General features: G+C 64.0%; 19 protein-coding genes. 4 read left to right on the top strand and 15 right to left on the bottom strand.

The genetic code is table 11. From position 1 onward, the window contains the following. The 8 genes from panB to dksA form a co-directional block, all read right to left on the bottom strand. Nucleotides 1-792, bottom strand: coding sequence for a 3-methyl-2-oxobutanoate hydroxymethyltransferase (gene panB / locus C793_RS0112590; RefSeq protein ID WP_017431306.1), 792 nt, complete (start codon nt 790-792; stop codon nt 1-3). 202 nt (nt 793-994) lie between these two features. Then, on the bottom strand, nt 995-1,492 hold the full coding sequence (gene folK, locus C793_RS0112585) for a 2-amino-4-hydroxy-6-hydroxymethyldihydropteridine diphosphokinase (RefSeq protein WP_017431305.1): 498 nt from the start codon (nt 1,490-1,492) through the stop codon (nt 995-997). A gap of 7 nt (nt 1,493-1,499) precedes the next feature. Continuing rightward, nucleotides 1,500-2,885, bottom strand: a complete 1,386-nt coding sequence (pcnB, locus tag C793_RS0112580) for a polynucleotide adenylyltransferase PcnB (protein WP_026106280.1) — start codon at nt 2,883-2,885, stop codon at nt 1,500-1,502. 1,110 nt (nt 2,886-3,995) lie between these two features. Then, nucleotides 3,996-5,387, bottom strand: a complete 1,392-nt coding sequence (locus C793_RS0112575; RefSeq protein WP_017431303.1) for a sigma-54-dependent transcriptional regulator — start codon at nt 5,385-5,387, stop codon at nt 3,996-3,998. Next, nucleotides 5,365-8,298, bottom strand: a complete 2,934-nt coding sequence (locus C793_RS0112570) for a sensor histidine kinase (protein WP_017431302.1) — start codon at nt 8,296-8,298, stop codon at nt 5,365-5,367. Before C793_RS0112570 ends, C793_RS0112575 begins: the two co-directional genes overlap by 23 nt. Then, nucleotides 8,288-8,464, bottom strand: coding sequence for a hypothetical protein (locus tag C793_RS14575; protein WP_017431301.1), 177 nt, complete (start codon nt 8,462-8,464; stop codon nt 8,288-8,290). The genes C793_RS0112570 and C793_RS14575 overlap by 11 nt, the downstream gene beginning before the upstream one ends. Nucleotides 8,465-8,466: 2 nt before the next feature. Next, nucleotides 8,467-9,372 (bottom strand): tRNA glutamyl-Q(34) synthetase GluQRS, encoded by a 906-nt coding sequence (gluQRS, locus tag C793_RS0112560; RefSeq protein ID WP_017431300.1) that lies wholly within the window; start codon nt 9,370-9,372, stop codon nt 8,467-8,469. A 132-nt stretch (nt 9,373-9,504) separates the two neighbouring features. Further along, the gene (gene dksA / locus C793_RS0112555; protein WP_026106279.1) at nt 9,505-9,942 is read right to left on the bottom strand and encodes an RNA polymerase-binding protein DksA; all 438 of its coding nucleotides are present in this window, start codon (nt 9,940-9,942) and stop codon (nt 9,505-9,507) included. A 190-nt stretch (nt 9,943-10,132) separates the two neighbouring features. On the opposite strand from dksA, the gene sfsA reads away from it, so the two are divergent. Beyond that, the gene (gene sfsA / locus C793_RS0112550) at nt 10,133-10,885 is read left to right on the top strand and encodes a DNA/RNA nuclease SfsA (RefSeq protein WP_017431298.1); all 753 of its coding nucleotides are present in this window, start codon (nt 10,133-10,135) and stop codon (nt 10,883-10,885) included. Nucleotides 10,886-10,898: 13 nt separating this feature from the next. Here the strand turns inward: sfsA and C793_RS0112545 are convergent, their stop codons facing one another. The 6 genes from C793_RS0112545 to C793_RS0112520 all read right to left on the bottom strand — a co-directional run bounded on the left by C793_RS0112545 (nt 10,899) and on the right by C793_RS0112520 (nt 15,618). Next, nucleotides 10,899-11,348, bottom strand: a complete 450-nt coding sequence (locus C793_RS0112545) for a DUF4426 domain-containing protein (protein ID WP_017431297.1) — start codon at nt 11,346-11,348, stop codon at nt 10,899-10,901. Nucleotides 11,349-11,390: 42 nt separating this feature from the next. Further along, nucleotides 11,391-11,987 (bottom strand): methionine biosynthesis protein MetW, encoded by a 597-nt coding sequence (gene metW / locus C793_RS0112540; RefSeq protein ID WP_017431296.1) that lies wholly within the window; start codon nt 11,985-11,987, stop codon nt 11,391-11,393. After that, nucleotides 11,987-13,186 carry a homoserine O-succinyltransferase MetX gene (gene metX / locus C793_RS0112535; RefSeq protein WP_017431295.1) on the bottom strand — a complete coding sequence of 400 codons (1,200 nt, stop codon included), beginning with the start codon at nt 13,184-13,186 and terminating at the stop codon, nt 11,987-11,989. The genes metW and metX overlap by 1 nt, the downstream gene beginning before the upstream one ends. A gap of 67 nt (nt 13,187-13,253) precedes the next feature. Further along, nucleotides 13,254-13,847, bottom strand: coding sequence for a YggT family protein (locus C793_RS0112530; RefSeq protein ID WP_017431294.1), 594 nt, complete (start codon nt 13,845-13,847; stop codon nt 13,254-13,256). A gap of 90 nt (nt 13,848-13,937) precedes the next feature. Then, nucleotides 13,938-14,762: a pyrroline-5-carboxylate reductase gene (gene proC, locus C793_RS0112525; protein WP_017431293.1), complete on the bottom strand. Its 825-nt coding sequence runs from the start codon at nt 14,760-14,762 to the stop codon at nt 13,938-13,940. A 151-nt stretch (nt 14,763-14,913) separates the two neighbouring features. After that, nucleotides 14,914-15,618, bottom strand: a complete 705-nt coding sequence (locus C793_RS0112520; protein WP_017431292.1) for a YggS family pyridoxal phosphate-dependent enzyme — start codon at nt 15,616-15,618, stop codon at nt 14,914-14,916. 33 nt (nt 15,619-15,651) lie between these two features. Between C793_RS0112520 and C793_RS0112515 the strand changes: the two genes are divergently transcribed. Further along, entirely contained in the window at nt 15,652-16,686 is a 1,035-nt protein-coding gene (locus C793_RS0112515) for a type IV pilus twitching motility protein PilT (protein WP_017431291.1), read from the top strand. A 168-nt stretch (nt 16,687-16,854) separates the two neighbouring features. Beyond that, on the top strand, nt 16,855-18,021 hold the full coding sequence (locus C793_RS0112510) for a PilT/PilU family type 4a pilus ATPase (protein WP_017431290.1): 1,167 nt from the start codon (nt 16,855-16,857) through the stop codon (nt 18,019-18,021). A 49-nt stretch (nt 18,022-18,070) separates the two neighbouring features. On the opposite strand, the gene C793_RS0112505 is transcribed toward C793_RS0112510, so the two are convergent. Further along, nucleotides 18,071-19,195 carry an anhydro-N-acetylmuramic acid kinase gene (locus C793_RS0112505; RefSeq protein WP_017431289.1) on the bottom strand — a complete coding sequence of 375 codons (1,125 nt, stop codon included), beginning with the start codon at nt 19,193-19,195 and terminating at the stop codon, nt 18,071-18,073. A gap of 123 nt (nt 19,196-19,318) precedes the next feature. Between C793_RS0112505 and tyrS the strand changes: the two genes are divergently transcribed. Further along, a complete protein-coding gene (gene tyrS / locus C793_RS0112500; RefSeq protein WP_017431288.1) occupies nt 19,319-20,518 on the top strand; it encodes a tyrosine--tRNA ligase in 1,200 nt (399 codons plus the stop codon). Nucleotides 20,519-20,740: the final 222 nt, after the last annotated feature.

The following is a 20,740-nucleotide window of genomic DNA, read 5'->3' as shown; positions in this document are numbered from 1 at the left end:
TCAGAAACAGTGGTCGTCTGTGGGGAACGCGCCTTGCTTGACCTCGGCATGATAGCGTGCGAAGGCGTCCTGCACGTTGTCGGCGTCCTGCATATAGTTTTTCACAAAGCGCGGCGCCCGCCCGGCGCTGACGCCCAGGATGTCATGCATGACCAGTATCTGGCCGTCGGTGCCGGGGCCGGCGCCAATGCCGATAACCGGAACATCCAGCGCCTCGGTCACGGCACGCCCCAGGCTGGCCGGTACGCACTCGAGCAAAATGATCGAGGCACCGGCGTCGACCAGGGTGCGGGCATCGGCGATAATTCGCTCGGCGTGGGCGGCATCGCGGCCCTGCACCCTGTAGCCGCCCAGCTGGTGTACGGTCTGCGGCGTCAGCCCCAGGTGAGCGCATACCGGCACGCCCCGGCGGGTCAGCTCGCGCACGCCGTCGGCCATCCACGCCTCGCCTTCGACCTTGATGATCTCGGCGCCGGCGCGCATCAGCGCGGCGCTGTCTTCCAGCGTGCGCTCAACGGTAGCGTTGCTCATGAACGGCAGGTCGGCCATCAGCAGGCTGGTGCCTTTCCCGGCGGCGGCTGCCCGGGTGTGGTAGCAGACGTCGTCGAGCGTCACCGGCAGAGTGCTGCCGTGTCCTTGCAGCACCATACCCAGCGAGTCGCCCACCAGCAGTACGTCGATACCGGCCTCGCTGGCCGCGCGGGCGAAAGAGGCATCGTAGGCGGTCAGGCAGCTGAACGTTTCGCCGCTGCGCTTGAACTCGCGCAGCGTGTTCAGGGTGACGGTTTTCATGGCAGGCTCTCGTTGGTTGCAGGGTCGTTGCTTTCGAAATCGTTGTTTTCAGCAGGCGGCATACGCCGAATAACGGTCGCCATCGAGGCGGGCCCGATGCCGAATATGATCCCGAATTGTTACCTGAACCGGCTGCCGGTGTCGAGAGGTGTGTCGAACGGTAGCAAATGCCGTGCAGCAGAACGCAAAACGCGACGCGGCTTCAGTTCAGCGGGGTAACATCGTCGTCGAGCCGGGCCAGCCACTGCGATAGCGGCTGCTCGTACAGCGGCAGCCGTGGGGCAATCTCGCATAGCGGGCGCAATACGAAAGCGCGCTCGTGCATGGACGGGTGCGGCACGCGCAGACGTTCGTGCACAATCGGCGTGCGGTCGAACAGCAGCACGTCCAGATCCAGGGTGCGCGGGCCCCAGTGGCGTTCCCGGCGGCGGCGGTGGCGCTGTTCCAGCGCTTGCAGCTGGTCCAGCAGTGCCAGCGGTGAAAGGCCGGTCTCGACGGCGGCAACGGCGTTGACGAAGTCGGGCTGGTCCTGAGGGCCGACCGGGCGGCTGGCGTATAGCCGGGAAGCGGCGGTTACGCGGCACAGGGTGAGCGTATCCAGCTCCTCAAGAGCGGTGGCTACCTGCTGCTGCGGCTGCTCAAGGTTGCTGCCCAGGCCGATGTAGGCCAGCGATGTTTGGCGGTCGGATGTTGATGACATGCGTTGGCTACTCTTCCACGCGAGGGCGCGGTTTGCGCTTGCGTGGCCGCTTGCGGCGTTTGCCCTGGCTGGCCGGGTCGCTGCCCACCTTGCTCAGCAGGCGGCGCTTTTCGTGTTCGTCTCCCTGCTGAAAGGCGGTCCACCAGTCGCCCAGCCCCGCGGGGATTTCGCCCGCCTGTTCACGCAGCAGCAGCAGATCATAGGCAGCGCGGAAGCGCGGATGTTCGCGGGTCTGGAAAGCGCGTTTGCCCTGGCGCTTGCCCAGTCGCGCCTGCAGCTCCCAGATATCGCGCACGGGCATACCGAAGCGCTTGGGAATCGAGACGTGGTGTAGCTGGCGCGAGATGACCTGCTGAGTGGCGGTCTGCATGGCGGGAACGTCGGGCATGCCATTCTGCTTCAGCTCTGCCTGGCGCGCCGCTGCGGGCGCCCAAAGGAAGGCGGCAAGCAGAAAGGCCGGCGTGACCGGGCGTCCCTCGGCAATGCGGCGGTCGGTATTGGCCAGCGCGGCTTCTATCAGATCCTCGACCCAGGCGGCGTCGGCCATGGCCTCCTCGGCTTCGGGAAAGAGCATGCCGAAAAGGTCGTAATGGCTGAGCATGCGGAATGTCATCAGCCCGTGGCCGGCCATGAACAGCTTCAGCACCTCGTCAAACAGCCGCGCCGGGGGGATTTGCAGCAGCAGCGGTGCCAGGTCATAAATCGGGGCTTCGGTGATCGGGTCCAGCGTAAAGTCCAGCTTGGCGGCAAAGCGCACCGCGCGGAGCATGCGCACCGGATCTTCCCGATAGCGGGTTTCCGGGTCGCCGATCAGGCGCAGTGTGCGCGTTTCCATGTCCTGCACGCCGTTGGCAAAGTCGTGCAGGCTGCAGTCGGCAATGCTGTAGTACAGCGCGTTGATGGTGAAGTCGCGGCGTCTGGCGTCTTCCTCGATGTTGCCCCAGACATTGTCGCGCAGCAGTAGCCCGGCATCGGACTGGCGGGCAATGTGGTCGGCGTGCTCTTCCTGGGGTTTGCCGCGAAAGGTCGTGACTTCAATGGTTTCGCGGCCAAAACGGACGTGAACAATGCGGAAGCGCCGGCCGATCATGCGCGAGTTGCGGAAGAGGTCGCGCACCTCTTCGGGCGTGGCACTGGTCGCCACGTCGAAGTCCTTGGGCATCTTGCCCAGCAGCGCATCGCGGATGCAGCCGCCCACGAGATAGGCATCAAAGCCTGCGCTGTCCAGGCGGTAAAGTACCTTGAGCGCGGCGTCGCTGATGTGCTGGCGCGAGATGGGATGCTCGGTACGCGGAATGATGCGGGGGGTTGTCGTGACGGCCTGGCCGTTGTCGGGGTGGAGGGATTTCAAATGCTCTCCGAAGTTTAAAAGACGGGTAATTCCTTTGAACATGCGGCGAATTCAACTCGCAGGATACAAGTACACAGGGTAGGAAATGCTCAAGTGTAGCCGACCCCCCGGGACTTGCAAAGCGCAGACTGTCAAGCGGTGATCATGCCGTGTACCAGCGCGTGTTTCCCACCGCCTGGCGTCACCGCCAACCAAGCGCCGGCCAGGGCCGCGCGGCAACGCAAAAGGTCCATGAAAGGGCTGTCGAAAAGGGGTGGGTTGTGCAAAAGGGGCCTGTGAAAAACGGGAGGCCTGTGAAAAACGGGAGGGCTGTGAAAAAGGGGCCTGTGACACAGAACTGTGGAAAGCGCCAATAGAGGAAAGCGCCCATAGAAAAGGGGAGCCGGTGAGGGCTCCCCTTGAAGTCGATCAGTGCAGGTCGATAGGTCAGCGTCCTTGCTGATTTTTTTCTTCGTGTTGGCAATCGCCCTGAATACGCACCGCAGTCGGCAGACGCCGGGTTGACGGAAATATCCGACCGCCTCGTATTCAAAACAATAATCCATCCGCGAATTTGTCTCCCCGGCTATTGTTTTTGTTGCCGGGGGTACGCCGGTAGCGGTTGTTGTTCTTGTTGTGCTGCCCTCCAGCCGTGGTGGCGTGCATTGTTGGCGTACATCGCGTTCTCTTCCGGGCTGACTGCCCGCCGGCGCCGATTGTTGTTGTTGGCAGCGCTGACGGGTAGCGGCGAAAGTGGCATTTGTTGTTTTTGTTGACGCCCTTCCGGTTGTTTTTGGTGTTCTGCCGGTTTGTTGTTCTTGTTGGCCGGCAGAAGCGAAGGTGGCCTCTGATTTGTTGTTGTTGAATGCCTGCGTTCTCCGCAAGCGAGGACCACCCGGCCCGGTTATGTCAGGTGTGTTTGTTTTTCTTGCCCTATACGTTGCATCTGGCGTGCCAGTTTTATGGAAAGCCTTTTTTTTCAGTGTCTTGGAAAAGAAGGCCGAATGTGGAAAGACAATGAAAGGCGCAGTGTTACCGCCTCGTGTTACCGCACCGGGGCACAGAGCGTGGGGTTGTTGTGTGGGACGGTAACAGTGTCGGGTAACGCCCGGGGTCCAGGGTGGGCAGCGGTTTCGGTGGCCGCTATTCGGGCGTGATGATGGTCGGAGAGCTTTACTGGCTGGCGCGGCGAGCATTTTTCTTGCGCGGGATGCCCAGCCGCTGGCGACGCTCCCAGAGGTTTTTGCGGCTGATACCCAGCTTTTGCGCCAGCTCGGTTTCGCTCATCTGGTCCTGGTGCTCCAGAACAAAGTGCTGGAAGTAATCCTCCAGCGAGACACCTTCGGCCGTTTCATCGCCGGGGGGCGTTTCGGCAAGGCCGCTGTCGGGTGTCGGGTCGGCTTCGGGCTGCGGGCGCGTGGTGGCCGGGGCAAGCCCCAGGTCATCCGGGTGAATCAGGTAGCCTTCGGCGAGAATCACGCTGCGTTCCAGGGCATTTTCCAGCTCGCGCACGTTGCCCGGCCAGGGGTAGTCGCGCAGATCCTGGCGCGCGGCCCGGGAGAGGCGCAGTCCTTCGCGGCTGTGGCGCTTGAGCGCCTTGTCGAGCAGGATGTCGGCAATCGCCAGGACGTCGTCCTCGCGCTCGCGCAGCGGCGGCAAGTCAATCTGCATGACGTTGAGCCGGTAATAGAGGTCAAGCCGGAACTCGCCGGTTTTGGATAGCGCGCGCAGATCGCGGTGCGATGCTGCCACCAGGCGCACGTCCACATGGCGGGTCTGCACCGAGCCCACCTTGCGAATTTCGCCTTCCTGGAGGACGCGCAGCAGCCGCGCCTGGGCGTCCAGCGGCAGCTCGCCGATTTCATCGAGGAACAGCGTGCCGCCGTCGGCGGCTTCGACCAGCCCGGTACGCGAGGCGCTGGCGCCGGTAAAGGCGCCCTTTTCGTGGCCGAACAGCTCGGATTCGATCAGCGTTTCGGGAATCGCCGCGCAGTTGACCGAGACCAGCGGCGCGGCCGCGCGCTTGCTTTGCTGATGCAGCGCCCGGGCCACCAGCTCCTTGCCGGTGCCCGATTCGCCCTGGATCATCACGGTGACATCGGCCGGGGCGGTTTTGCGGATGCGGGTATACACCTGCTGCATGGCCGCGCAGTCACCGATCATCGGCTGGCGACTGCCGCCCTCGTCGGTGACGTCCGGCGGCTCGCCCTGGCGCATGGCCTGCTGGTGCAGGATGCGCGATACGGTTTCCACCAGCTCGGCGTGGTCAAAGGGTTTGGCAATGTAGTCCACCGCGCCCTGTTTGAGCGAGTCGATGGCCGAGCGCATGCTGGCGTAGCTGGTCATGATCAGCACCGGCACCGGGGCGGCACGTTCGATCAGCGTCGTGCCTTCGGCGCCGGGAAGGCGCAGGTCGGCAATCACCAGATCATACCCCTGAGGGTCGAGCCGCTCGGCGTCTTCGGCGCTGTCGGCTTCGCTGACGTCGTAGTCATGGCGCTCCAGCAGACGCTTCAGGGCGCTGCGGATAATCGCTTCATCTTCAACAATCAGGATCTTGTGCATGGGGCGACGAATCGTCCTCCGGGTAGAGCGGGAGCCATAGCGTGATGGCGGTGCCGCAGGAATGGCCGGGAACCGGCGACGCGACGTCGATGCTGCCCTGGTGCTCGCTGACAATCTGGTAGGCCAGCGACAGCCCGAGCCCGGTGCCTTCACCGGCGCTCTTGGTGGTGGCAAACGGCTCGAACAGGCGGTCGCGGATGTCCGGGTCGATGCCCGCGCCGTCGTCGTTCACGCGCCACCAGGCGTAGCTGCCCCGGGTTCCGGCGCTGATGGTGACCGTGCCGTCCGGCGCGCAGGCATCCCGGGCGTTGCCCAGCAGGTTGAGCATGACCTGGATGAGTCGCTGGGCATCGCCGCGCACCACGACATCCGCCGGGCATTCGTTATACAGCGTGACGGCCTCGTCGGTACGCGCCAAGTGTAACAAATGCAGGGCCTCCTCGCTGATGCGGCCCAGCCCCACCGCGGCGCTCGGCAGGGTCACGCTGCGACGGCCGTCGTGGGCAAATTCCACCAGCGAGTTGACGATGCGGGTAATGCGTTCGGTCTGGGTCTGGATATGTTCGGCGGTTTCCAGCACCACCGGGTCGTCGGTGTCGTAGCGCAGATTCTGGGCCAGCGACGAAATGCCGGTGACCGGATTGCCGATCTCGTGGGCCACGCCGGCGGCCAGCTGACCGATGGACGCCAATCGGGCGGCGTGTACCAGCTCGTCTTCCAGCCACTTCATTTCGGTGTGATCCTCGATCAGCACCACGCTGCCGCCGTGGCTGTCGTCGTCGTCCAGGCTGGCCTTGTGCAGGGTCAGAAAGGTGTCGCGCTCGTGCAGCCGCGCGGGCTGCTGATACAGCGTGACGCTGGAGCTCGCCAGGGCGTTTTGCATCAGCGTTGGCCAGGGTTCGGGCAGGCTGTCGCGGTGGGCACCGATAACGCTGTCGCCGCCGATGCCCGACAGGTCTGCCAGCGCGCGGTTCCACATCACGATCTCGTCGTCGTTGCCGAATATGCAAAGCCCCACCGGCAGGTTGGCCAGCGTCTGGCGGTGGTGGCGACGCAGGCCGTCAAGCTCCCGGGCGAGGCCGGTCAGTCGTGAGCGGTAGGCTTCCAGGCGGCTTTCGACAAAGTGGATGTCGTCGGTGGCCGGCGCGTCGTTATGGCGGTATGGCAGGTAGCGGTCAACGATGTCGCGGGCCACCGACGGGCCCATCAGCCCGGACAGGTTGGCCTGAATACGGTCGCGCAACCGGCGCAGGGCGTAGGGGCGCTGTTCCCGGCGATCGAGATTCAGCACCTCAAGCGCGCGGGCGACTTCGCGATCGGCGGCTTCATCGCCCAGCGCCTCGGCCAGCTGAACGCTAAAGTCGTTGACCCCGGCCGCTTCCAGCGGCAGCCGCTTGGAGCGGATGACGGCATCGACCGAGCAGGCCTCGGCGGCCGAACGTTCGCCGTCCGATGTGCGGGTAAACAGCGAAACGCCAATCAGCCCGAGAATATTGACGGCCAGCGACAGTAATGTGATCTGATACCAGGGCGGTTCGTCCGGTAGCAGCAGGCCAAACTCGGGCAGCGGGATAAACAGCGGCAGCCAAAGCCCCCAAAGCCATACCGCGACGCCGGCCAGCAGCCCGACCACCAGCCCCTTGCGGTTGGCGCCAGGCCAGTAGAGCAGCGCGAGGATGCCCGGCAGGCACTGCACCATGCCTGCAAAGGCGGCGATACCCAGCGCCATGAGCCCGTGCTGGTCAACGCTGACGTGAAACAGCCAGCCGCCGAACACCACCGCGATGACCAGCCCGCGGCGCAGCCAGCGCAGCCAGCCATACAGGTCCGCGCGCGCTTCGGGCGGGCGTGCCACCAGCACGATGTGGTTGAGCACCATGCCCGAAAGCGCCAGCGCAATCATGATCATGGTGCCGCTGGCCGCCGCCAGCCCGCCAATAAACACCAGAGCCCCGACGCCGGCGTGCTCGCTGATGAGAAAAGCCGCATAGCCCTCGATGTTGATGGGCCCCTGGAGGGTACTTTGTGCGGCCCACCAGATAAGCGGCACCGGCAGGGCCATCAGCAGCAGGTATAGCGGCAGTGTCCAGCTGGCCTGCAGCAGCGTACGCCGCGACAGGCTTTCGGCGAAGGTGACGTGAAACATGTGCGGCATCAGGAAAGCGGCGGCGAAAAACAGCAGCAGCAGGGTGCGCCAATGCGCCGGTTCCAGAGTGGGCGTTTGTGCAACCAGCGCCTGGCCGTTGCCTTCCAGCCACTGCTGTAGCGGCTGGATGCCGCCGAAAACACCCCACAGCGCTATCGCGCCCAGCGCCAGCATGGCCCCGAGCTTGACCAGCGACTCGAAGGCAATGGCCGCCAGCAGGGTATTGTGGCGCGTGCGCAGCTGGCTGGAGCGGGCGCCGAACAGCACTGCAAAGGCCGCAATCACCAGGCAGAACAGCAGCGCCACCGAGCTGCCGATGCGGGTGCCGGTCATGACGTTGATGGCTTCGCTCAGGGTTTTGACCTGGATGCCCAGCAAGGGGAGGACCGCGAGTATGCTCACCAGCGTCACCAGGGTGCCGGCCCAGCGGGTGCGGAAGCGGAAGGCAAAGAGGTCGGCCAGCGAGGCCAACTGATAGGTGCGGGTAATACGCTGCACGGGCACCAGCAGCACCGGAGCGAGCAAAAAGGCGCCGGCGGCACCGAGATAATAGGCCAGATAGCCAAAGCCGGCATCGGCGGCAAACTCGATGCTGCCGTAGACCGCCCAGGCGCTGGCGTAGACGCCCAGCGACAGCGTATACACCGCCGGGTGGCGCGTGAAGCGAGTGGTTATCCAGCCGCGTTCCACGGCCAGGCCGCAGCCGAACAGCAGGGCCAGATAGCCCAGCCCCAGCCCCATGATTGTCGCCGGTTCAACGCTCATCCAGCTTCCTTTTCTGTTCCAGCCACACGGTCAGGGCGATCAGCCCGCCCCAGATCATGAACGGTCGATACCAGGCGATATCCGGGTTGCCCCAGCCGCTCATCAACATCGGCGAGAGCAGGTAGCCCCCGAAGACCAGAAACAGCATGATGCGATAGACGTACACGGCTATAACTCCTGCGGAACGGCGCGGGTGGAGGCGCGGGTCAGCCGGGAGGGCGACCACTGTGACGTCGCCCGGGCCAGCTGTTCGCTCACCGGGTAGGACGCCAGCTCGAGCGGCGGCGATTGATCCAGCGCTTGCAGGGCACAAAACAGCTGACGACGGATAGCGTCCGCGTCGGTAGCCAGCGCCGGGGCGAAATTTTGCTTGGAGAGTTTCTGGCCGTTGGCTGCGACCAGCAGCGGCAGATGCAGATAGCGCGGTAGCGGATACCCCAGCGCGCGCTGTAGCTGGCGCTGCCAGGGGGTGTTGTCGAGCAGGTCTTCCCCGCGTACCACGTCGGTGATGCCCTGGTCGGCGTCGTCCACGACGACCGCGAGCTGGTAGGCAAAGAGGTCATCCTTGCGCTTGAGCACCACGTCGCCCAGCGCTTCGGGGTCCAGACGGATGCGCCCCAGGCGGCGATCGTCAAACGTCGCCGGCTGCTCGCCCAGGTCGCTTCTCAGCCGCCAGGCCACGGGGGCGTCCGGGCGACAAACCCCGTCGCGGCACCAGCCGGGGTAGACGGCATGCTCGCGCCATTGCTTGCGCGAGCAGCTGCACGGATACGCCAGGCCCTGAGCGGCCAGCCGCTCCAGGGCGGCCTGATAGGCCTCGTGGCGGCGGTGCTGCCAGCGTACGTTGCCGTCCCAGGCCAGGCCGAAGGCCTCAAGCTGGCGCAGGATGGTGTCGGCAGCGCCCTCGGGGCAGCGTGGCGGGTCGATATCCTCGATGCGTACTCGCCATTCGCCGCCGGCGGCGCGGGCATCCAGATAGCTGCCCAGCGCGGCCACCAGCGAGCCGAAGTGCAGCGGGCCGGACGGTGTCGGGGCAAAGCGGCCCCGGTACCGGCGCGTCAGGTCATTGCTCATGGGCGTAGGGTAACAGCACCGGTACGCAACGGTACGCGAGCGTCATGCCGCGGTATAAAACGCCAACGGGCACCCGCAGGTGCCCGTTGTGGCTGGTTTCCGGCTGCCCGGCGAGAATGCTCGGGAGGGCGGTTAGCTGCCAAGCTGCTTTTCCTTGAGCTCGTCCAGGGTCTTGCAGTCCACGCACAGCGTCGCGGTCGGGCGTGCCTCCAGACGGCGAATACCGATATCGATACCGCAGGCTTCGCAGAAGCCGTAGTCGTCTTCATCGATCTTTTCGATCGTTTCATTGATCTTTTTCAGCAGCTTGCGCTCACGATCCCGGGTGCGCAGCTCCAGGTTAAAGCCTTCTTCCTGGGTGGCTCGATCGGCCGGATCGGCATAGTTGTCTGCATCTTCCTGCAGGTGGCGGACGGTGCGGTCCACCTCTTCCATGAGCTCCTGTTTCCAGTCCAGCAGCAGCTGACGGAAATGTGCCAGCTGCCGCTCGTTCATATATTCTTCACCCTGTGCCGGTTCGTACGGGGTGAAGGTCCTGGACGCTTCCGGTTTCTGTTCCGCTACTGGCATGGTGGGAGTGCCCCTTACATAAATGACTGCTGAACGACCATTCAGGCAATCAGCTCCTGATGATGTCGCGCCAAAGGCATGCTTGTTTAGCTTAAAACATGGTGGAATGCAAGTCTCTACGCGTCGAGGCCGGCTCTTCATGGCCCGGGTCTTGCTACAATAGTTCTGATAATAAAGGGTTTTTTTGACGATGCCGGATAATGACCGCGAGGGCGCATGGCGCTACCCGCCGCTGGTGGGCGGTACGCTGATACGCCGCTACAAGCGCTTTCTGGCCGACGTGCGGCTGGACGACGGCCGCGAGGTGGTCGCGCACTGCCCCAACACCGGGGCGATGACAGCGGTCAATCAGCCGGGTTGCCGGGTATGGCTGATACACAGCGAGAACCCCGCGCGCAAGCTGGCCTGGACCTGGGAGTTGATCGAGCTGCCGGAAAGCGGAGGCGGCGTTGCTCTGGCCTCGGTGAATACCGGGCGCGCCAATCGTCTGGTCGAAGAGGCGCTGAAAGCCGGGCTGATAGACCCCCTGAGCGGCTATGCGCAGCTGAAGCGTGAAGCGCGCGTCGACGATGCGCGGCTGGATTTCCGGCTTGACGACCCGGAACGGGGCACGGCCTACGTTGAGGTCAAGCAGGTAACGCTGAAGGAGGCCGACGGCCTGGGCTATTTTCCCGATGCGGTGAGCAAGCGCGGCACCCGCCACCTGCAAACCCTGAGCCGTTTGGCCCGCGAGGGCTATCGCGCGGTACTGGTATTCTGCGTCGCGCACGAAGGCATCGACAGCGTGGCTGCCGCGGCGCATATCGACCCGGCCTATGCCGAGGCGCTGGCCGAGGCCAGGACTTGCGGCGTCGAAGTGCTGGCCCACGGGGTGTGTTTTACATGGGCCGACAGGATGCCCGCCACGGTAACGCTGGGGCGGCGTCTGGCCGTGCGCGGTTGACGGGCGGCGGGCTTCAGCGTTGCGGAAAAAAGCGCTGGATGAAACTGACGCTTTCCGGCTCGACGCCGCGATCGGTGCGGACCTTGAGCGTAAAGTGCATGGGGGCGTCGTGTTGCAACCGAAACGTGGCCAGCTGATAGACGGAACCGTCGTCGCGCACGGTGCGAAAATTCAGCGCATCGGGGTCTTCATCCAGCAGGCCGACGCTGCCTTCCACGGCGGCATTGACCGCGCGCGTACTGCCGTCTTCCCGATGTTCAAGCACGCTGACGTTGACCAGCCCCAGCCCGGCGCTGCGCTGAAGGCCGTATTGATGGGCCACTTCCGGCGTCAAAAAGCGGGTGCTGACGGCGCTATAGTGGATTTCATGGTTGCCGGCGCGCTGTTGTTCGCCGTAAGCGCCCAGCGCAACGAGACAGAGTGCCAGGCATGCGGTCATGCGGAGCAGCCAGCGTTGTTGCATGATTGCCTCCCCGTTTGGCTGATGCGTTGTTGGACCCTGGCGTCATGACCGCCGGCGTACGCGGAAAATCGCGATTTCGCCAAACAGGTTGGGCCAAAGCCGGGATGTCCAGTGGCCTCGATGGTTGCCGACGCCGACCGCACGGTCAACGATAACCAGCCCCTGGTCACGACACAGGCGTTCAAAGTCGTTGAATGTCGACAGGTGGATGTTGGGCGTATCGTACCAGGCGTGAGGCAGCGAGCGCGATACCGGCATATAGCCGCGCACCCCCAGATAGATGCGGTGACGCCAGTAGGCAAAGTTGGGGAAAGTGATAATGCCTTCGTCGGCAACGCGCAGCATTTCATGCAGCATGCGGTCCGGCCGGCGCAACGCCTGCAACGCCTGGGTCATGATCACCTGGTCGTAGCTGTGGTCACGAAAGCTCGCCAGGCCGTCGTCCAGGTCATGCTCAATCACGCTGACGCCCCGCGCCACGCAGCCGGTAATACCGTCCGGGTCGATTTCCAGACCGTAGCCGGTGACGCTCTTGTGCCGCGCCAGGGTGTCGAGCAGTACGCCGTCGCCGCAAGCCAGATCGAGCACATGAGCGTTTGGCGGTACCCAGTCGTGGATAATATTCAGATCGGCGCGCATCACGATGTGGGCTCCTCGGGTATGGCGGTGGCTTCCGGCAGGGCGCGCTGCATGAAGGCACCGAAGATAGCCTGGTAGCGCGCGTCGGGCAGGAGAAAGGCATCGTGACCGAAGGGCGAGTCGATGTTGGCGTAGCTGACCGGCTTGTCGGCGTGTATCAGAGCGTCAACCAGCTCCCGCGAGCGCGACGGGGGAAAGCGCCAGTCGGAGGAAAAGCTCAGTACCAGAAACGGGCATTGCGCCGGTGCCAGCGCCTGGGCCAGTGCCAGCTTGCCGTCGTACTCTGCTGCAGGGTCGAAGTAATCCAGCGCCTTGGTCATGAGCAGATAGGTGTTGGCATCAAAGCTGCTGGAAAACGTATCGCCCTGATAACGCAGATACGATTCCACCTGAAACTCCACGCCAAAGCCGAAGTGCAGGTCATCGCTGCGCAGGTCACGGCCAAATTTGGAGCCCATGGCGTCTTCGGACAGATAGGTAATGTGGCCTACCATGCGCGCCAGCTTGAGTCCGCGCCGGGGTACGGCGTCGTGCTCGGCGTACCAGCCATCATGGAAGTCCGGGTCCGAGCGTATGGCCTGGCGGGCCACCTCGTTAAAGGCGATATTCTGCGCCGACAGCCGGGGCGTGGCGGCAATGACCGCGCCACGCCCGATGCGCCGGGGGTATTCCATGCTCCACTGCAGCACCTGCATGCCGCCCAGGCTGCCGCCGATCACCGCGGCAAAGCGCTCGATGCCCAGACGATCGGCCAGACGCGCCTGGCTGTGAACCCAGTCGCTGACTGTCACGACGGGGAAGTCCGGCCCCCACTGCCGGCCGGTTGCCGGGTTGTGGCTCAGCGGGCCGGTGCTGCCGTGACAGCCGCCCAGGTTGTTCACCGAGACCACAAAAAAATGCCGGGTATCCACGGGCTTGCCCGGGCCGATGTAGGCATTCCACCAGCCGGGCTTGCGGTCATCCGCATGATGGTAGCCGGCGGCGTGGTGGTGGCCGGACAGCGCATGGCACACCAGTACCGCATTGCTGCCTGCGGCGTTGAGCGTACCGTAGGTTTCATACACCAGGTCGTAGGCCGGCAGCGTTTTGCCGCAGGCAAGCTCGAGCGGCGCATCAAAATGGGCGACCCGGGGCGTTACCAGCCCCACCGAATCGGGGGGCAGCTGGCTTTCCGCGTCGGCCGAATGTGAATCAGGCATGGAGTGTCGTCGTGTTATGCAATAAGAGAAGTCATGGAAAAAGTCATGGAAGCAGCCGTGGCAGCCGTTAGAGTCCCACCAGCCTACCGGAAATGCCGGCGGCGCGAATCATGGCGCCGACCACCAGCGCATCCAGCAGGTTGATGGCGATGAAGACCACGATCGGGGAGAGGTCGATCATGCCCAGCGGCGGAATCACCCGGCGGACCGGCGCCATGATCGGTTCGACCAGCTGCATGATCAGCATGGCACCGGGATGGTCGGCGTTGGGGGCGACCCAGCTCAGGATGATCATCACGATCAGGGCAAAGAAGTAAATCTTCAAAATGGCGTTGGCCAGCGCGGCGACCGCGCCGATCAGCATTCCCCCGAGGGGCGGCATGCCCACGCCGATGATCATGAAAATCGCCAGAATACTCAGCACCTTGAGCACAAAACCGGCCGCCAGGGTGGCCATGTCGAAGCGCCCGGCTACCGGGCCGAGAAAGCTTTGAAACGGCTGCACGACCGGCTGAGTGACCTTGACCACCGACTGACTCAGCGGGTTGTAGTAATCGGCGCCGGAAGCCTGCAGCAAAAAGCGCAGCATAAGAATAAACAGGTAAATGCCGATCAGCATATTGATCAGCGAGAGCCCGGCATTGCCGAGTTGTGTGCCCATGGGTAAATCTCCGTGGCGGTGTGACGTTATACCATAACAGCCGGCGCCGTCGCCGCGCCGTGTTGCGTTTCAATCTGCCGGCGCGCTGTGTCAGTGCCTGACAAGCTCGTCGGCCATTTCCCGGGCGCGCTCGGCGCAGGTGTTCATGGCGTCTGCCAGCGCCTGGCGCAGCTCGGCGTCTTCCAGGCGGGCAATGGCGCGTTCGGTCGTGCCACCCGGCGACATCACGTTTTGCTTGAGTGTGGCCGGGTCGTGCTCGCTTTGACCGGCCATGGTGGCCGCGCCCAGTGCCGTCTGGATGGCCAGCCGGCGGGCCGTTTCGGCCGGCAGGCCAAGGCCGGTACCGGCGTCTTCCATGGCTTCAAACATCAGAAAAAAGTACGCCGGAGCGCTGCCCGATACCGCGGTTACCGCTTCCAGCAGAGCTTCGTCGTCAACCCACTCGACCAGGCCCACGGCCTCCATCAGGCGGGTAGCGGTGTCGCGCTGCTCGGCGCTGACCCGCTCGTTGGCGTAGAGCCCGCTGGCGCCCTGACCCACCAGCGAGGGCGTATTGGGCATGCAGCGTACCAGCGCGTTGTTGCCGCCAAGCCAGTGGTCAATGGTGGTCGCGTCCAGCCCGGCGGCAATCGAGATTACCAGCGGGCGGTTTGCCTGCACGCTGTCGGCCAACCCCTGGCAAACCTCACGCATGAGCTGCGGCTTGACCGCCAGAACCAGCACATCCGCGTCGGCCGCGGCCGCGTGGTTATCGGTGGTGGTGCGAATGCCCAGGCGTTCGCCCAGAGCGCTCAGCGTCTCGGCGCTTGTTGCGGTAGCGGTAATGCTGTCGGGGGCGGTGCCGTTCCCGACCAGCCCGCCAATGATTGCGCCGGCCATGTTGCCGGCGCCGATAAACGTCACCTTGTCTGTCATGGAATCAAATCCTGTAGGAAACCTTGTGAACGGTGGGAGCGCTCCTGGAAACGCCTTGTGAGACATCTCTGTCAAAACGTCCGCTGGGCGTGTTCCGGCTGGAAGGCACCCCCGGGTTGCGTCATCATGGCCGGGTCGCGTCGAGCCCGGCTCAGCCGGGTGGGCGCTGCCCGAAAATGGCGGTGCCGAGTCTGACCTGGGTGGCGCCTTCCTGAACCGCGGCTTCCAGATCGCCGCTCATGCCCATCGACAGCGTATCCAGTGGTGCATCGGGCAGCGCTTTTTGCAGTCTCTCCAGGCAGCTGCGAAGCTCGGCAAACGGTCGCTGCTGCGCTGCCCGGGTGTCGGCGGGCGCCGGAATGGCCATGACGCCGCGGAGCCGCACATTGGCCAGCTGGTCAACGGAGCGAGCCAGCTCAACCAGCGCATCCGGCGAAACACCGCTCTTGGCGTCTTCGCCGCTGACGTTGACCTGCAAGCAGACATTGAGCGGTGCCAGCCCGGCAGGGCGCTGCTCGTCGAGCCGGCGCGCTACCTTAAGGCGGTCGACGCTGTGCACCCAGTCAAAATGCTCGGCGACGGCGCGCGTCTTGTTCGACTGTAACGGGCCGATAAAATGCCAGACAATGTCGTCAAGATCGGCCAGCGCTGCCTGCTTGTCGCGCGCTTCCTGCAGGTAGCTTTCGCCGAAGGCGCGCTGCCCCGCTGCGTAAGCCTGGCGCAGCCGCTCTGCCGGCCGGGTCTTGCTGACGGCCAGCAGCATCGCGGCATCATGGGGCCGGCCGGCCTCGTCGAGCGCACGCTCAAGGCGCTTGTGCGCGCTGGCCAGCGCCTCGGGTAGCGCAATGTCTGTCATGTTCAATACCTTTACCGCCGCAGGAAAAGAGACATGGATATTACCGAACTGCTGGCATTCTCGGCAAAACAGAATGCATCCGACCTGCACCTGTCGGCCGGCCTGCCGCCCATGATACGCGTGGATGGCGATATTCGCCGGCTGAACGTCCCGGCCATGGATGGCGCCGACGTGCGCAAGCTGATTTACGACATTATGGGCGACCGCCAGCGGCGTGACTACGAAGAGCACCTGGAAGTGGACTTTTCCTTCGAGGTGCCCGGCATTGCGCGCTTTCGTGTCAATGCCTTCCATCAGGCGCGCGGCGCCGGCGCGGTGTTCCGGACGATCCCCAATGAGGTGCTGTCGCTGGAAGACCTGGGGCTGGGGGAGGTGTTTGAACGCCTCTCGTCGCTGCCCCGGGGGCTGGTATTGGTGACCGGCCCCACCGGCTCGGGTAAAACCACCACGCTCGCCGCCATGCTGGACTACATCAACAACCAGCGTTACGAGCATATCCTGACCATCGAAGACCCGGTGGAGTTCGTCCATACCAGCAAGCGTTGCCTGATCAACCAGCGTGAAGTGCACCGTGATACCTGGAGCTTCGCCGACGCCTTGCGCAGCGCCCTGCGCGAAGACCCCGACGTGATTCTGGTGGGCGAGCTGCGCGACCTGGAAACCATCCGCCTGGCGTTGACCGCCGCCGAAACCGGCCACCTGGTACTGGGCACGCTGCACACGACGTCGGCGGCCAAAACCATCGACCGCATCATTGATGTCTTTCCGGCCGCCGAGAAGTCCATGGTGCGCTCGATGCTGTCGGAGTCGCTGGGGGCTGTTATTTCCCAGACGTTGCTCAAGCGCCAGGGCGGCGGCCGGATCGCCGCGCACGAAATGATGATTGCCACGCCCGCTGTGCGCAATCTGATCCGGGAAGACAAGGTGGCCCAGCTGTATTCGGCGATTCAAACCGGGGGCGAGCTGGGTATGCAGACGCTGGACGCCGCTCTTGAGCAGCTGGTGCACAAAGGCCTGGTCGACCACGAGCAGGCCGGTCTTCAGGCCCGGAGCGATTTATCCCGGTAACGCACGTTCGCCTCGATAACACCGCGCTGCACCGCAGCGCTACGGCTGCCAGGCGGTAAAGCGCACGCACAATATGTACAAATCGTACCTGGATAACATGACCTTGGATAAAACGTACTCGGATAAGCCGTATTCGAATAAACGGCTCTTGGCGCAGGGGGAGCTGACATGGCCGACACGCCAACCACGATGACGCCGGTTCAGTGGCTGCACCAGCTGCTCGGCATCATGGTCGAGCAGCAGGCTTCCGACCTGCTGATATCGGTGGGAGCACCGCCCAGCCTGAAAATGCCCGGCGGGCTGACGCCGCTGGGCCATGAGTCGCTGGATGAGCGCCAGGTCAGCGATCTGGTCAGCCACGCGCTGCCCGATGGACTTCGTGAGCGCTTTGACCGCGTCAAGGAAGCCAACTTTGCCCTGAGCCTCGACGATCTGGGGCGGTTTCGCGTTAGCGCCTTTCAGCAGCGCAACCAGATGGCCATGGTCATTCGGCGCATCGCCCTGGAAATTCCGCCGCTTGAGAGCCTTGGCGTGCCGCCGGCGCTGTCGGAGCTGGCTCGGCAGAAGCGCGGGCTGGTGCTGGTGGTCGGCGGTACCGGCACCGGCAAGTCGACAACGCTGGCGTCGATGATTCAGGAGCGCAACACCACCCTGGGCGGTCATATTGTCAGCGTCGAGGACCCGATTGAATACGTGCACCCGCACCGGCGCGGTATCGTTAATCAGCGCGAGGTCGGCATCGATACCGAGTCGTTTGAAGTGGCGTTGCAGAACACGCTGCGCCAGGCTCCGGATGTGATCCTGATCGGTGAAATTCGTACCCGGGAAACCATGGAGCACGCGCTGACGTTCGCCGAAACCGGCCACCTCTGTCTGGCCACGCTGCACGCCAACAACGCCAACCAGGCGCTGGATCGGATCATCCATTTCTTTCCCCATGAGCGCCACGAACAGGTATGGATGGACCTGTCCCTGAACCTCAGCGCGGTAATCGCCCAGCAGCTGCTGCCTGAAACCGGCGGGGGCCGCTGCCCGGCGATTGAGATCATGCGCCGCTCGCCGCGCATTGCCGACCTGATCAGCAAGGGCAAAGTGGGTGAGCTGAAAGTGGCCATGGCCAATGCCCGCCAGGACGGCATGCAGACGTTTGATCAGGCTCTTTATGCCTTGTGTCGGGCCGGCAAAATCAGCGAGGACAGCGCCCTGGCGCATGCCGACTCGGCCAATGATTTACGCATGATGCTCAAATACGGCATTGACGAAGGAGCGTCGCAGCCGTCGCTGGACAGTCAGGTGCCGGAAGGGCTGGCCCTGCGCGATGGCGATGATTTTTAGGGTCGGGCGTGGCCCGAGGTCGTTGAGTGCCCGGCTCGGGGCATGACGGTCACGGGGCGTAGACGCCGCCCAGCACGCGCTCCCCGGCCGCGCCGGTTACCTCCGGCAGGTTGCCGGGCAGATGGTTGAGGCGCCGATACGCCAGCCAGGCAAAGGCACCGGCTTCGATCCAGTCGGCGGGCCAGCCCCAGGCATCCGCCGTGCGCAGGGTCGATTGGGGTAGTGCGTCGCCGAGCCGCCGGCAAAGGTCGGCATTGTGCGCGCCGCCGCCGCCGATAATCAGCGTTGTGGCGCGCTCGCCGCACAGCTGGCGAATACCGCTGGCTACGCTGTTGGCGGTCAGCTGGGCAAGCGTCGCCTGCACATCGGCGGGATGCTCCGCGCCGCTCAGATGCTGCTTCAGCCAGGCCAGGTGAAACAGCTCGCGCCCGGTGCTGCGGGGCGGCGGCTGGTGAAAGAACGGCTCGTCCAGCAGGTGTGCGAGTAGTACCGGGTCGACATTGCCCGATGCGGCCCAACGCCCGTTTTCGTCGTGGCTGCCCCGGTCATGGTGCTGGCACCAGGCATCCAGCAGGACGTTGGCCGGGCCGGTATCAAACCCCTGTGTTGCATGGCCATCCCGAGCCAGCCAGGTGATGTTGGCAAAGCCGCCCAGGTTGAGGATGACGCGGTCTTCCTTTGCGTCGTGGAACAGCGCCTGGTGAAACGCGGGCGCCAGTGGAGCGGCCTGGCCGCCGGCCGCCAGGTCGCGTCGGCGGAAATCGGCCACGACCCGGCAGCCGGTCAGTTCGGCCAACAGGCTCGGGTTGTCCAGCTGCAGCGTGTAGGCCGGTCCGCCGTGATGACCGCCGGGGGCGTGCTCGATGGTTTGCCCGTGGCTGCCCACGGCCATCACCCCGTCGGCGGCCAGGCCGCGGTTTTCCAGCAGTGTTCTAACGGCGCGCGCTTGCAGATGGCAGAACGCCTGTTCCGCTGCCGCCAGCTGGGCAAAGCTGACGGTATCGGCGTGGCATAGCGTCAGCAGCTGTTGGTGCAACGACCGGGGCATGGGTTCGGCATGGGTTGCCAGCAGCTGCGGCGCTGAATCGGGCGCTATGGCGACGAGCGCGGCGTCAACGCCATCCAGGCTGGTGCCGGACATCAAGCCGGCGTAGATCTCCGTGTGGCTTTGCATGGCGCTATCGAAATTCTCCCGGGCGAAAGCTCAACTCGTAAAGAGTGAGCATGGTAACATCGTACGCCGTTTATCAACGTCGCCTGCTATCCGGCGACCTGGAAAGTCAGTGGAGAGAGACAAATGAGTGAGGTGGATCAGGCTTTGGCGCTGCTGGCGCGCGGTACCGATGAAATCCTGGTGGAGGATGAACTCAGGGACAAACTCGCTTCCGGTCGCCAACTGCGCATCAAGGCAGGCTTTGATCCTACCGCACCGGATCTGCACCTGGGGCATAGCGTACTGCTGACCAAGATGCGCCAGTTTCAGGACCTGGGGCATACGGTTGTCTTCCTGATTGGCGACTTCACGGGGCGCATTGGCGACCCCTCGGGGAAAAGCGTGACCCGCAAGCCGCTGACCGAAGCGGAAGTCACGGCCAACGCGGAAACCTACAAGGCGCAGGTGTTCAAGCTGCTGGACCCGCAGAAAACCGAAGTGCGCTTTAACGCCGAGTGGTTCAGCGAGCTTGGCGCGGCAAACATGATCGAGCTGGCGGCACAGAGCACCGTGGCGCGGATGCTCGAGCGCGATGATTTTGAAAAGCGCTATAACGCCAACCGCGCGATCTCCATCCACGAGTTTCTCTATCCGCTGGTGCAGGGCTACGATTCCGTGGCGCTGGAGGCCGACGTCGAGCTGGGCGGCACCGACCAGAAATTCAACCTGCTGATGGGCCGCGAGATTCAGAAGCACTACGGTCAGGAATCCCAGGTGGTCATGACCATGCCGCTGCTGGAAGGCCTCGACGGCGTGCAGAAGATGTCCAAGTCGCTGGACAACTATGTCGGCGTGGACGAGGCGCCGGGCACGATGTTCAACAAGCTGGTGTCGATGCCCGACAGTTTGATGTGGCGCTATTTCGATCTGCTGTCGCTCAAGTCGAACGAAGCCATCGATGCGCTGAAGCAGCAGGTAGATGAAGGCGCCAACCCGCGCGACATCAAGATGGAGCTGGCGCGTGAACTGATTACCCGCTATCACGGGGAAGAGGCGGCGGCCACCGCGCACAGGTCGGCGGGTAACCAGCTGGCCGACGGCGAACTGCCGGATGACCTGCCGGAAGTGGAAGTCGATTTTGAAGGCAGTCCGGAAGCGCCTATTGCAGCCATCCTCAACCGCGCCGAGCTGACCAAAAACAGCGCCCAGGCCAAGGACATGCTGAAAAACGGCAGCGTCAAGGTCGATGGCGAGGCGGTGGCCAGGGACGCCATGCTGGCCACAGGGAAAACCTACGTGATTCAGGCCGGCAAGAAGCGCTACGCCAGCGTCACGTTGACGTAGCGGCAGACGTGCTGGCAAACCTGAAACAGGCGCCGCCACAACTTTTTTGCCGGCGGCTGTTGCCAACCACCTCCACAGCCCTTATAGTACGCATCCGCTGCCGGCGACGCCCCGCGTTGCCGGCGGTGCAGGGCCCGAAAAGGCCTTGCCTGTCAGTCGGTTACGCGATGTTTTGGTTTGATTTTATTTTTCATCGTCGTTGACAGGAAGTTGAAGTGGTGT

This window comes from Vreelandella jeotgali Hwa (genome assembly GCF_000334215.1).
Taxonomy (GTDB): Bacteria; Pseudomonadota; Gammaproteobacteria; order Pseudomonadales; family Halomonadaceae; genus Vreelandella; species Vreelandella jeotgali.
The sequence above is the reverse complement of the archived record's forward strand: the minus strand, read 5'-3'. Positions and strand labels throughout refer to the sequence as shown.